This window comes from Desulfuromonas soudanensis, from assembly GCF_001278055.1.
Taxonomy (GTDB): Bacteria; Desulfobacterota; Desulfuromonadia; order Desulfuromonadales; family WTL; genus Deferrimonas; species Deferrimonas soudanensis.
The window spans coordinates 2,401,079-2,414,033 of the sequence record NZ_CP010802.1 but is presented as its reverse complement, the minus strand read 5'-3'; the positions used below and the strand labels follow the sequence as shown (position 1 = coordinate 2,414,033).

The window sequence follows — 12,955 nt, the reverse complement described above, 5'->3', positions numbered from 1 at the left end:
TTTTTTCAAGAGACGGCGCACCGGGCCGGAAGGCCTATCATAAGCCATCGCCAGGGGAAAGACAATGAGGGTGCGAGGGGACTGTTGCTTTTTGAAAAGCGCTCTGGGACTGGACACATTTTTTGAATTGGGATCCCACTTTGGAAAATATTTAGTAGAATATCCACAACGTCACTACTTTTTATCAAGGCAGGATAATTATGAATGCAAGGAACGATAAATTGAAGGTTTTATGGGCAGCCACATTCTTCGCCCTGCTTTGTTCCTGTACGACAGTCCCGGTACACCCACCTCTTGAAAATGTTTTGGCCTACGTGGTTCCGGAAGATGAGCAACTACTGAGCCGTCACGCACCTGTTTTTGTGATAGACAATTTTAAAGAAAAATACAACCGGATCGGAACACCGAGCGCAAAAATCACAGAAGATTCTGAAGAGCTCGTCTATGTAGATCCTGCAAAAGCGACCGTCTACACACGGGTGGACAGGTTTGAAACGTCAAAAGACGCTTACACCAATCTTGTCTATCGCATACACTTTCAAAAGGTCCCGGGCGGATTTATTCCTTTCTATTTAGGCAAGGGACGCAATACCGGTCTGATCGTCCTTGTCACGCTCAATAGCCGGAATGAGCCGGTCCTATACACCCTGGTGCATACCTGCGGCTGCTATCTGGCTTTTGTTCCCACGTCATACCTGCCCGCAGATCGTTTTCCCGACTATTGGGAGAACGGACGACAGTCCGTCTATGGCGAAAGTCTCCCCGGTCTTCTGGATTACGAAGATTTGTCCCCCGATGGGCAAAAAACGATTGTCCTGGTGCGGGAGGGATCCCACAGGGTCATGGATATATGGTTTTCAGATGCCGATTCCTTGCAGAAGTACCATACGGACGCCATGGAGATGTTGCCTCTCGGCTCCCTGGAAATGCTCCTCCTGGAAAGCGACCGGACAACCTCCTTCTACGAAACCTGCGGCCCCCGTGAGGGGTATGTCAAGGGGAGCGAAAAGATCCGGGAGAGGCTGCTGATGAGCTGGTGGGCCCTCGATTGGCGGGTCGGGGAGGATAAAAAGTTGGGCAAGGATAAAAACGACGGGATCCTTTTCTACACGAGTCTTAAACCGTGGGCCAGGGAAGAATCGGACTTGCGGGACTTTGTCACTTTCTTAAGATATTGGAAATGGAAACTTTAGGAGCCTGTCGGACTATCCATGAGCCGGCTGCAAAATCGTCTATTTGGGCCATATCCGAGCTCCTTTTCGACCCATAGAGACGGTTATTGGCTCTCAAACGAGCCCGAATCTATCCTCAAATATCCAATTTTTCGCTTCGGCCCGTATAGTCCGACAGGCTCCTGGGGCCATTTTTAATCTTGATTTGCCCGGTGTGATGCATGGTAAGGTGGGGCCTTCCGCAGGCTATGGCCCGGCATCCTCCTCCTTCCACCTCTCACACTTAAGGCCTGATAACGATGCGACAGAATTCGATATTTGTGACAGGGTTGGCCGTGTTCAGCGGTCTCACCTCCTTCATCTTTGTCTATTACGCCGTGGGCATATTCACGGCCGACAATCCTCCTGAATGGAGTCGGGTTTTAGCCTACGTGGCAGCGGGTTACGGCTTGGGGAATATCTACATTCTCAGTTGGGCATGGCGCATCCGCGGCACCGGGGCGACCTGGGCGAACAAGCTCATCGCTCTTTGTTTTCTCGGCGTATTCCTTCTCGACCGGTGGAAGGGCGGCGTTGAGAGCCCCATGGAATATGTCGGCATCCTTACCGTTGCCGGCGTTCTCCTTCTCAACTGGTTTGCCGTCAAGAAAATTTCCGAGAGGCACACCCCCGAGGTGAAATCATCCCGGCCGCGCAGGTAACTTCGGGCTCCCCCGAATCCCCCACGAGAACTTGAACAGAATAGAAAAAAGGGGCAGGCCGGAAATGGCCTGCCCCTTTTCGTTCTGCTGATTTGTCCGGCGACCGCCTAGACGATGGCCTTCATCCCCTGCATGGCGGCGCGCAGTTCTTCGCCGACTTCCTCGATGAGGTGACCGCGGATCTCGGCGTTGACGGCGACCAGGGTGCTGTTGTCGACACTGTTGTCCTTCACGGAGAGCCCCTTGCCGATGACGTCGGTCCCCACTCGGGACATGAAGTCCTTGAGGAGGGGGACGCAGGCGTGGGCAAAGAGGTAGCAGCCGTACTCGGCGGTGTCGGAGATGACGCGGTTCATCTCGTAGAGCTTCTTGCGGGCGATGGTGTTGGCGATGAGCGGCGTCTCGTGCAGCGACTCGTAGTAGGCCGACTCGGCCTCGATGCCGGAGCAGACCATGGTCTCGAAGGCGAGCTCGACGCCGGCCTTGACCATGGCGACCATGAGGATCGCCTTGTCGAAGTACTCCTGCTCGGTGATCTCTCCGGCGGCTTCGGTCTTCTCGAAGGCGGTCTGGCCGGTCTCCTCGCGCCAGGTGAGGAGCTTGACGTCGTCGTTGGCCCAGTCTTCCATCATGGCGCGGGAGAACTCGCCGGAGAGGATGTCGTCCATGTGCTTCTCGAAGAGGGGACGCATGATGTCCTTGAGTTCGGAGGCCAGGGAGTAGGCGGTCAGCTTGGCGGGGTTGGAGAGACGGTCCATCATGTTGGTAATGCCGCCGTGCTTGAGGGCCTCGGTGATCGTCTCCCAGCCGTACTGGATGAGCTTGACGGCGTAGGGGGCGCCGATGCCGTTCTGCGTCATCTTGTCGAAGCAGAGGAGGGCGCCGGCCTGTAGCATGCCGCAGAGGATGGTCTGTTCGCCCATGAGGTCGGATTTGACCTCGGCGACGAAGGACGACTCGAGGACGCCGGCGCGGTCCCCCCCCTGGGCGGAGCAGAGGGCCTTGGCGATCTCGAGGCCGTCGCCGTTGGGGTCGTTTTCGCCGTGGACGGCGATCAGGGTCGGGACGCCGAAACCGCGGACGTACTCGGCGCGGACTTCCGAGCCGGGGCATTTGGGGGCGACCATGACGACGGTGAGGTCCTTGCGGATCATCGTCCCTTCTTCGACGATGTTGAACCCGTGGGCGTAGGAGAAGACCGCCCCCTGCTTCATCAGCGGCACCACGGTATTGACGACGTCGGTGTGCTGCTTGTCGGGGGCGAGGTTCATGACGATGTCGGCGGTGGGGAGGAGCTCTTCATAGCTGCCGACCTTGAAGCCGTTTTCCGTGGCGTTTTTGTAGGACTGGCGCTTCTGGGCGATCGCTTCCTTGCGCAGGGTGTAGGAGACGTCGAGGCCGCTGTCGCGCATGTTGAGCCCCTGGTTGAGCCCCTGGGCGCCGCAGCCGACGATGACGATCTTCTTCCCTTTGGCATATTCGCAGCCGCCGGTGAATTCATCGGCGTCCATGAAGCGGCAGGTGCCGAGTTCCTGAAGCTGGCGACGAAGCGGCAGGGTATTGAAATAGTTCTGTCCCATGGTGTTTCTCCTTGTCTTGGCTGATGTCAAAAATCGAAGTCTAGCGCACTCTACTAGAAATTGAATATTGCGTAAATTGATTTGTTACGCATACTATGTTGCGTTTAACGCAATTTTTGTCTGGTCGAGGACTGCCTTTACCACGGAGGCACAGAGGCACGGAGAAAAGCCAAAATATCTATTGAATTTCTCTGTGCCTCTGTGCCTCTGTGGTAAGGCTTTGTGGGTTGCCGTTTTCCACTAAGCACAAAGAAAACTGAAGGAAAGGGGATTGATATGGATACCCGTGAACTGGAAATATTTCTCACTGTCGCCGAGACCCTCCATTTCGGACGTGCCAGCCAGGCCTGCAACCTCAGCCCCTCGGCGCTGACCCGCACCATCCAGCGCATCGAGGAGGAACTCGAGCGGCCGCTTTTCGTTCGCGACAACCGCCGGGTGACCCTCTCGGCCGCCGGGGAAAAGTTGCGCGTCTATGCCCGGCAGAGCCTGCAGGAATGGCAAACCTTCCGTTCGACCCTCCGGGAGGGGGAGGCCGTCGCCGGTCCCCTCTCCCTTTATGCCTCGATCACCGCCGTCTACAGCCTCCTCCCCGATCTCCTCGAGGCCTTTCGCGGTGCTTATCCGGAGGTGCAGCTCGAGCTGCGTACCGGCGCCGCCGAACAGGCGGTGATCCTGGTCAGCAGCGGCGAGATCGACCTCGCCGTCGCCGCGCTCCCCGACCGGCACCGCTCCCAGATCGAGTTTCTCCCCATCACCACCACCCCGCTCCTCTTCATCGCCCCCGGGGGCGGGATGGTCGCCGGGCTCTCACCCGAGGGGAGACTCGACCTCTCCCGGGCGCCGCTGGTGGTGCCCCAGTCCGGGCTCTCCAGGCGGCGCCTCGATCAGTGGTTGAAAGAGAAGCGCATCACCCCCAACATCACCTCCGAGGTCTCCGGCAACGAGGCGATCATCGCCATGGTGCGCCTCGGCGTCGGCGTCGGCATCGTCCCGCAGCTCGTCCTCGAGCGCAGCCCCTTTCGCGACGAGGTGCGCGTTCTTGACGGAGGCCCGCAACTGGAGCCGTACATCGTCGGGCTCTGCACCAGCAGGCGCAATCTGCAACGTCCTGCCGTGCGGGCCTTCTGGGCCCTTGCCGAGGAGCGCTCCGACGCCGGAGCGGGGTAGGGGGACATCCTCCTTCGGTTCACGATAAAAAAGCCCCGATTCCTTTGAGGAGTCGGGGCTTTTGGGCAGTTCAGTGTAGATTTTGACACTCTAAGGCAGTTTTACTTTCTGTAGTCAGCGGGACTTTCATGAACTGCGCTGGAAATTGGCACAGATTTGACATAAAGGGTTTCCGGCGCGATATCGAGATCATTGGGCCAGCAGACCGTATCGAGGGCCACATAGGCCTGGGCAAAGAGTGTCCGATCCTTCAGTTGATTGAAAACGCCTTTATCCAGATAGGGGCGGACATCAAAGAGCCGCACCTCTCCCGTATTGAACTCGATCTCCAACTGGTAGTTTTCCCGTGGAACCACACGAACGACCGATTCCATGTTTCCTCCTAACGCAGCGGTTCTATCGGAAAGGGTGTCTGCCCGTTGACGGCCAATTCCCAATCAGCCAGCAGGTCTTCCTTGTGGATTTCAAGCCAGGCTTGCACCAGTTTCATCTTGGATGAAGGAATCTCTCCTTCAAGAACTTCTCCGTCAGGGATCGAAACGGAGGCTTGTTGGCTTTGGTAGCGGGCGTGAAAATGGGGCGTCTGGTGTTTCTGGTTATCGAAAAAGTAGAGAGTGATGATGATTCCGTAGAATACACTGATTGTCGGCATTGACAACACCCTCAATGCACGAAGCCCCCGGCCGCATCAGCGAACCGGGGGCTTCGGCTTTTCTCACAACTTGATTATAGGCCGAGTTTCTTGAAAAAGTCGTTCCCCTTGTCATCGACGAGGATGAAGGCCGGGAAGTCTTCGACTTCAATTTTCCAGACCGCTTCCATGCCGAGTTCGGGGAAGTCGATGCACTCGACTTTCTTGATGTTTTCCTCGGCGAGGACTGCGGCCGGGCCGCCGATGGAGCCGAGGTAGAAGCCGCAGTGCTTCTTGCAGGCGTCAGTGACCTGCTGGGAGCGGTTCCCCTTGGCGATCATGATCATGGAGCCGCCGTTGGCCTGCAGCAGGTCGACGTAGGAGTCCATGCGCCCGGCGGTGGTGGGGCCGAAGGAGCCGGAGGCTTTCCCCTTGGGGGTCTTGGCCGGGCCGGCGTAGTAGATCGGGTGTTTTTTCAGGTACTCAGGGAGCGGCTTGCCGGAATCGAGAATTTCCTTGAACTTGGCGTGGGCGATGTCGCGGCCGACGACGATCGTCCCCTTGAGGAGGAGAGGAGCGCCGACTTCGAGCTTGGAGAGGTCGGCGAGAATGTCCTTCATCGGTCGGTCGAGATCGATCTTGGTGCCGTGGCCGTGTTTGCCGCGGTACTTGTCGGGGATCAGGCGGCCGGGATTGCGGTCCATCTCCTCGACGAACAGCCCCTCGCGGGTGATCTTCGCCTTGATGTTGCGGTCGGCGGAGCAGGAAACGGCCATGGCGACGGGGCAGGAAGCGCCGTGGCGGGGGAGACGGATGACGCGCACGTCGTGGGCGAAATATTTGCCGCCGAACTGGGCGCCGATGCCGAGCTTCTGGGCCGCCACAAGGAGGCGCCCCTCGAGTTCGAGATCACGGAACGCCTGGCCGTGCTCGTTGCCGGAGGTGGGGAGTCCGTCGAGTTCCTTGGCAGTGGCGAGCTTGACCGTCTTCAGGCAGGCATCGGCGCTGGTGCCGCCGATGGCGAAGGCGATGTGGTAGGGGGGGCAGGCGGCGGTGCCGAGGTATTTCATCTTCTCGATGAGCCACTTCTCGAGGTTCCCGGGGGTGAGGAGCGCCTTGGTTTCCTGGTAGAGCATCGTCTTGTTGGCGCTGCCGCCCCCCTTGGCCATGAAGAGGAACTTGTAGTAGTCCCCCTCGGTGGCCATGATGTCGATCTGGGCGGGGAGGTTGGTGCCGGTGTTCTTCTCTTCGTACATGTCGAGGGCGACGGTCTGGGAGTAGCGCAGGTTCTCCTCAGTGTAGGTCTTGTAGACCCCCTTGGAGAGGAACTCCTCGTCCCGGGCGCCGGTCCAGATCTGCTGCCCCTTCTTGGCGACGACGGTGGCGGTGCCGGTGTCCTGACAGACCGGGAGCTCGAAGTTGGCGGCGATTTCGGCGTTGCGCAAAAAGGCCATGGCGACGCCGCGGTCGTTGGGGGAGGCTTCGGGGTCGCTGAGAATCTGGGCGACCTGCTCGTTGTGCTCGGGGCGCAGCAGGAAGGAGACGTCCCTCATGGCGGTGTTGGCCAGCACGGCGAGGGCTTCGGGATCGACCTTGACGACGTCCTTCCCTTCGAACTGGGCGACGGAGACGTACTTTTCCGAGCCTTCGAGCTTGCGGTACTTGGTGGTGTCCTTGGCGAGGGGAAAGGGGTCCTGGTACTTGAAGTCAGGCATGGTCTTCTCTCCTTTGGGGGATATGAAAGGGGGCCGGGAAAGACCCGACCGCCAGGGGAACCGTCAGCGCAGCATTATATAGAAGATGTATACAGTTGTCGATACATCAGAGGTGTATAATTATTCAAAAAATCCGAGCCCGGATGGGGTATGCTTCGCCTGTTCCCTTCATCCCTGCTCTGAATTCCAAAGGAGGTGCAACCATGGGCAATCAAAAGAACTCCGGTCGGGTCGCCGTGATCGGCGGCATGCGGACTCCCTTCGTCAAGGCCGGAACGGTCTTCCGCCATATCTCTCCGCTGGAGCTCTCCTCCCATGCCGTCCGCGGTCTGATCGAACGCTTTTGCCTCGACCGGGAGTCCATCGACCTCCTCGTCTGGGGGCGGGTCCTTCATGACCCTCGGATCTCCAACCTCGCCCGGGAGATCGTCTTCGATCTCGGCCTCCCGTCCAGCATTGCCGCTTACCTGGTCTCCAACAACTGCATCTCCAGCCTTCACGCGGCAACGGACGCCGCCGATGCCATCCTCGGCGGGCGGGCGGAGATCGCCATTGCCGGAGGGGTGGAGTCAATGTCGACGGTGCCGGTCCTCTTCGGCCGTGAGGCCTCGGAAATCTTCCTCGATGCCGGACTGGCCCGGAGCACCGCCGAGAGGGTCAGGGCCCTGCTGAGGCTGCGTCCCCGGCATTTCAAGCCGTCGCCCCTCTCCTTCAAGGAGAATTCCACCGGGCTGACCATGGGAGAACACGCCGAGATCACCGCCCGGGAGATGGGGGCCACCCGCGACGCCCAGGACCAAATCGCCCTGCGCAGCCACCAGCGGGCCGCCGCAGCAACCGAGGACGGCCGCCTCACCGCCGAAATCTTCCCCCTGGCGGGGACGGCGCGGGACACCATCGTCCGCGGCGACACCAGCCTTGAGAAGCTGGGGCGGCTCAAGCCGGTCTTCGACCATTCGGGGAGCGGCACCATCACTGCGGGGAACGCCAGCCCCCTCACCGACGGCGCCAGCGCCGTCCTGCTCATGTCCGAGGAGCGGGCCCTTCGGGAAAACCTTAAACCTCTGGCGTTTTTGCGCGGGGTGGAGTATGCCGCCATCGCTCCCCGCCAGGGGCTCCTCATGGCCCCGGCCCTGGCCGTGCCGCGTCTCCTCAAACGCTGCGGGCTTTCCCTCTCCGAGATGGACATCGTCGAGGTCCACGAGGCTTTTGGCGCCCAGGTCGTCTGCAACCTCAAGGCCTGGGAAGAGGGGAGGGGAGAAGAGGCCATCGGCGCCGTCGACCCGGAGAAGCTCAACCCCCTCGGCAGCTCCATCGCCGTCGGTCACCCCTTCGCCGCCACCGGCGCGCGGATCATCACCACCCTGGCCAACGAGATGGCGCGGCGGGAATCCCGCTACGGGCTCATCTCCATCTGCGCGGCTGGGGCGATGGCCGGGGCGATGATCCTCGAGAGGCCCTGAACCTTTTCACCACAGAGACACAGAGGCACAGAGGAACCCTGAGACCGATAAACTGGGCTGTGGATTTTGGATTGAAATCATAGTATCTTTGGCACCTTCTGCGCCTCGAAAGAGAACTCCGGTCTTGTCGATGGACCTGCTCGCGTATTCCCCTTCAGATTTTGTCCCTTGCTTGAAGGGTTTTCTCTGTGTCTCAGTGCCTCTGTGGTCGCATATTCAAGGTTTAAATCATGCAAAAAATCCTCAAGCAGATTCTCACCTCCCGCGTCTACGAGGCGGCCGTCGAGACCCCTCTCGACGAGGCCCCGGGACTCTCCGCCGCCCTCGGCAACCGGGTTCTTCTCAAGCGGGAGGATCTGCAGCCGGTCTTCTCCTTCAAGCTGCGCGGCGCCTACAACCGCATCGCTCATCTGACTGTCGCGGAACTCGGGTGCGGGGTGATCGCCGCCTCGGCCGGCAATCACGCCCAGGGGGTGGCCTTCTCCGCCCGCCGTCTCGGCGCAAGAGCAGTAATCGTCATGCCGGTGACCACCCCCGAGATCAAGATTGCCGCCGTGCGCGGGTACGGCGCCGAGGTCGTTCTGTACGGCGACAGCTACTCCGAGGCCGCCGAGCACTGCGCCCGACTGGTCGATGAGAGCGGGATGATTTTCATCCATCCCTTCGACGATGAACTGGTGATCGCCGGCCAGGGGACGGTGGCCGACGAAATCCAGCGGCAGAACTCCGGGCGCCTCGACGCCGTCTTTGTCCCCGTCGGCGGCGGCGGTCTCATCGCCGGCATGGCCGCCTATCTCAAGGCGCTGCGCCCCGAGGTGCGGGTGATCGGCGTCGAGCCCCAGGACAGCGACGCCATGGCCCGCTCCCTGGAAGCAGGCCGACGGGTGATCCTCGATTCGGTGGGGATCTTCGCCGACGGTGTGGCGGTGCGCGAGGTCGGCGTCCTGACCTTCGATCTCTGCCGGCGCTATGTCGACGAGATCATCCGCGTGGACACCGACGAAATCTGCAGCGCCATCAAGAGCAACTACCAGGCGACCCGTTCCATCGTCGAGCCGGCCGGTGCCCTGGCTCTGGCCGGACTCAAGAAGTATGTCCGGAAGCGCAAGGTCTCGGGGGAGACGCTGGTCGCTGTCAATTCCGGCGCCAACATGAATTTCGAGCGTCTGCGCTACGTCGCCGAGCGCACCCAGAGCGGGGAGAAGCAGGAGGCGCTCTTTGCCGTGACCATCCCGGAAAAACCCGGCGCCCTGAAACGTTTCTGCGCCGAGGTTCTCGACGGGCGCAACATCACCGAGTTCAACTATCGCCTCTCCGACAGGGAGCGGGCGCACATTTTCGTCGGCATCTCCATCCGTGAGGAGGAGGAACGGCAGACCTTTGCCGCCCAGTTGACGGCCAGCGGCTTCGATAATGTCGATTTGACCGACAACGAACTGGCCAAGACCCACGTCCGCTACATGGTCGGCGGGCGTTCCGGCGTTGTCGCCGGCGAAGCCCTGTACCGTTTCTGGTTTCCAGAACGTCCCGGGGCGTTGAGCCGCTTCCTCTCCATCATGGGCGCCAGCTGGAACATCTCCCTCTTCCACTACCGCAGCCAGGGGGGGGATTTCGGTCGGGTCCTCATCGGCCTGGAGATCCCCGCCGGCGAAGAGGAGAACTTTCGCTCCTTTCTCGAACAGCTCGGGTACCGCTTTGTTGAGGAGTCGACAAACCCCGCCTACCGACTCTTCCTCTGAGCCCTGTCGTTTCCCCTTCGCCGTGATAAAATAAAGGGGAAAGTCGGACCTTGTTTCAAGAGAGGAGGTGCTTAATTTATGGCGCTTTTCTATGATCCGAGAGATGAATCCGACCTCCGGCGGGTCGAATCGATTCTTCGCCAGGGCGGGATCGAATATTTCCTTCGCAAGGAGCCCGAAGTTGGGATCGGCCCGATGCAGGTCCATGTGGCCGAGGAGGATATGCCGCGGGCCGAGGAGCTCCTGATCGAAAGGACCCTGCACTGACGGGCTGTTTCTCCTCTCCCGAGGATTGGGCGATAGCGCCGGCCTTGACTGTTTTTTCACCGGAAAGCCCCCCATTGTTTCGGCGGATCCGTTAGGGTCCGTGACCGGACTCTCCTCCAGAAGAAGCGGCAGGCTCGAAGGTGTCCCGGTCGGGCGCTTCCTGACCCGTGGATCAGTTTAGGTATGGGAGCCGCATTATATGGATATTCCGTTCTTTTTTTGTCACCGGCGTCCCCGGTGCCGAGAAGGGAAAAGGGATATTCTTATGCCTCAGGCGGTCCCGCTCCCCGGCCTTCTTCCCCGGCGGGAAGGGGCGGAGATCGGCGTTCCGGTGGCACGGACCGTGCACGTGGACCAGGAACTGCACATCGGTCTTCACTCTCAGCCTGATACTCCCCGTTCCCGGCCGGGGACACGGAAGAGCCTGAATGCAATTGACGGCCCTGATCATCGACGATGACCGCTTCATGCGGGAAGTCCTCACCGACCTCCTGGGGAGCGCCGGTTTTCGTATCCTCGTCGCCATCGACGGCGAAGAGGGGTGGCAGCAGGCCGAAGCGCACCATCCCGACATCATTCTCCTCGATCTGGTCATGCCCCGAATGGACGGCGTGGCCGCCTGCCACAAGATCCGCTCCCTCCCTGACCTCCAGGACACCCCCGTCATCATGATGACCTGCCGCAGCGATATGGAAGGGATGGTCAACCCCTTTCAGCTCGGCGCCGACGACTACATCTCCAAACCTTTCGACGACTTTGAACTCATTGCCCGTGTCCGGGGGAGCTTGGCCAAGAAGCGCGCCGCTCGGTCTCTGGCGAGAAAAGCGGAAAATTTCCAGACCCTTCTCGACATCAGCAACTCGGTGACCTCCACCCTCGATACCGTGGAAATTCTTCGCCAGGTTGTCGACAAGATTGCCCATCTCCTCGACGACGTTTACCGCTGTTCCATCGCTCTGGTTCAGGAAGACGAGCGCTGGGGTTACGTGATGGCTTCCAGCGACGATCCCGACCTCGGGGGGCTGCGTATTTTCCTCGATAAATATCCGGAAATCCGTCGGGTCCTTCAGACCGGCGAACCGATACTGATCGATGATGTCACCAAAGATCCTCTCCTGACCGATGTCCTTCCGGTTCTTGACGGTCAGAAATTCAATACCATTCTCGTCCTCCCCGTGGTCTATCGGCAGAGGGTCATCGGTGCCATGGTGGTGCGGGCCCTTCGATCCAATGCCGGGATTTCCCAAAAGGAGATCGAGTTCTGCCAGCTGATCGCCAATATTTCGGCTAATGCCATCAAGAATGCCCATCATTTCGAGCTGCTGCGTGAAGAGTCGGAACGCCTGCAGCTCGCCAAAAACAGCCTCGAACAGGATCTGTGCACCAAGACGGTCTACGAGCAACTCTTTGACAACGCCTCCGACGCTTTGATTGCCTTCGACGGCCGGGGGAGGGCGGTCTTCGCCAACCGCCGGGCCCTGGAAATCAGCGGCTATTCGGCAAGCGAGCTCAAGGGATTCAGTCTCGCCTCCCTCCTGGACCTTCGGTCGATCCGTTTGATTCTGCAGCGGCGGCGGGATGTGATGGCCGGAAAATCTGTCCCCCTCTCCTGCGATCTGGCGATCCGCACCCGTAGCGGGGAGCGGCGCCTCCTGTCGGTGAGCTTCAACAGCCGCCCCGCCTGCGGTGATCTGCAGGTGGTGGCCATCCGCGACGTCACGGAAAAGCGGCAGGTCGAAATGGAGCTCGAACTGACCCGGTCGAACCTCGAGACGGCCAATCGGCAGCTCCTTGAGGTCGACCAGATCCGGGGCGAATTTCTCAACACAGCCGCTCATGAGCTGCGCATTCCCGTGACCATCGTCAGCGGCTACTGCTCGCTCCTCAAGGATATGGGAACGGAGAATTTTTCCGAACAGCAGCGGGAGTTCCTGGAGCAGGCCGTCGAGGGGAGCGATCGTCTGGTCGACCTGATCAACAACATTCTCGATCTCTCCCGTTTCGATGCCGGCAAAATGATACTCGAGGTCGAGGAGAAGGACCTCGTGGCGACCATTCACGAGGTCCTTCCGGGATTTGTCCCCCTGGCGGAAAAAAACGGCCTCCTGCTGAATCTCGGTGTTCCGGAGACTTGCCGCGCCCTCTTCGACCCGGAGGCGATTCACCGGGTGCTGGTTAATCTGGTCGGCAATGCTCTCAAGTTCACCCCCCGCGGCGGGACGGTGACGATCGAAACCGAAGAGGCAGAGGAGGAGGTGCGGATCTGCGTCGCCGACACCGGCAAGGGGATACCCGAGGAGAGGATGGCCGACCTTTTCAAGGAGTTCACTCAACTCGGCAAGGAAGATTCCCGCCGCGGCACCGGTCTGGGACTCTCCATCTGCAAGAAGATCATCGAATCTCACCAGGGGCGAATCTGGGCCGAAAGCCAACTCGGCCAGGGGAGCCGCTTCATCTTCACCCTCCCCAAACCCGTCTGACTCTTCACGTTAATTCCTTTGTTTTTTCCCCGCCGAC

General features: G+C 60.1%; 11 protein-coding genes. 7 read left to right on the top strand and 4 right to left on the bottom strand.

What is annotated here, in order from left to right; translation table 11 throughout:
* The first annotated feature begins 200 nt into the window (after positions 1–200).
* Both DSOUD_RS10875 and DSOUD_RS10870 read left to right on the top strand, forming a co-directional pair.
* On the top strand, positions 201–1,193 hold the full coding sequence (locus DSOUD_RS10875) for a hypothetical protein (RefSeq protein WP_157671841.1): 993 nt from the start codon (positions 201–203) through the stop codon (positions 1,191–1,193).
* Between the two features lie 314 nt (positions 1,194–1,507).
* Entirely contained in the window at positions 1,508–1,873 is a 366-nt protein-coding gene (locus DSOUD_RS10870; protein WP_053551034.1) for a hypothetical protein, read from the top strand.
* A 107-nt stretch (positions 1,874–1,980) separates the two neighbouring features.
* Here DSOUD_RS10870 and ilvC read toward each other — a convergent pair whose 3' ends face one another.
* Positions 1,981–3,453: a ketol-acid reductoisomerase gene (gene ilvC, locus DSOUD_RS10865; RefSeq protein WP_053551033.1), complete on the bottom strand. Its 1,473-nt coding sequence runs from the start codon at positions 3,451–3,453 to the stop codon at positions 1,981–1,983.
* 276 nt (positions 3,454–3,729) lie between these two features.
* On the opposite strand from ilvC, the gene ilvY reads away from it, so the two are divergent.
* Positions 3,730–4,623 carry an HTH-type transcriptional activator IlvY gene (gene ilvY / locus DSOUD_RS10860; RefSeq protein WP_053551032.1) on the top strand — a complete coding sequence of 298 codons (894 nt, stop codon included), beginning with the start codon at positions 3,730–3,732 and terminating at the stop codon, positions 4,621–4,623.
* A 101-nt stretch (positions 4,624–4,724) separates the two neighbouring features.
* Here the strand turns inward: ilvY and DSOUD_RS10855 are convergent, their stop codons facing one another.
* The 3 genes from DSOUD_RS10855 to DSOUD_RS10845 all read right to left on the bottom strand — a co-directional run bounded on the left by DSOUD_RS10855 (position 4,725) and on the right by DSOUD_RS10845 (position 6,969).
* Positions 4,725–4,997 carry a DUF2442 domain-containing protein gene (locus DSOUD_RS10855; protein WP_053551031.1) on the bottom strand — a complete coding sequence of 91 codons (273 nt, stop codon included), beginning with the start codon at positions 4,995–4,997 and terminating at the stop codon, positions 4,725–4,727.
* A gap of 8 nt (positions 4,998–5,005) precedes the next feature.
* Entirely contained in the window at positions 5,006–5,275 is a 270-nt protein-coding gene (locus DSOUD_RS10850) for a DUF4160 domain-containing protein (protein WP_053551030.1), read from the bottom strand.
* A gap of 74 nt (positions 5,276–5,349) precedes the next feature.
* Positions 5,350–6,969, bottom strand: coding sequence for a fumarate hydratase (locus tag DSOUD_RS10845; protein WP_053551029.1), 1,620 nt, complete (start codon positions 6,967–6,969; stop codon positions 5,350–5,352).
* Positions 6,970–7,172: 203 nt separating this feature from the next.
* Between DSOUD_RS10845 and DSOUD_RS10840 the strand changes: the two genes are divergently transcribed.
* The 4 genes from DSOUD_RS10840 (at position 7,173) to DSOUD_RS10825 (ending at position 12,918) form a co-directional block, all read left to right on the top strand.
* A complete protein-coding gene (locus DSOUD_RS10840) occupies positions 7,173–8,432 on the top strand; it encodes an acetyl-CoA C-acyltransferase (protein WP_053551028.1) in 1,260 nt (419 codons plus the stop codon).
* Positions 8,433–8,662: 230 nt separating this feature from the next.
* Positions 8,663–10,171: a threonine ammonia-lyase, biosynthetic gene (gene ilvA / locus DSOUD_RS10835; protein ID WP_082351221.1), complete on the top strand. Its 1,509-nt coding sequence runs from the start codon at positions 8,663–8,665 to the stop codon at positions 10,169–10,171.
* A 78-nt stretch (positions 10,172–10,249) separates the two neighbouring features.
* Positions 10,250–10,438 (top strand): putative signal transducing protein, encoded by a 189-nt coding sequence (locus tag DSOUD_RS10830; RefSeq protein ID WP_053551026.1) that lies wholly within the window; start codon positions 10,250–10,252, stop codon positions 10,436–10,438.
* A gap of 428 nt (positions 10,439–10,866) precedes the next feature.
* The gene (locus DSOUD_RS10825; RefSeq protein WP_053551025.1) at positions 10,867–12,918 is read left to right on the top strand and encodes a hybrid sensor histidine kinase/response regulator; all 2,052 of its coding nucleotides are present in this window, start codon (positions 10,867–10,869) and stop codon (positions 12,916–12,918) included.
* Positions 12,919–12,955: the final 37 nt, after the last annotated feature.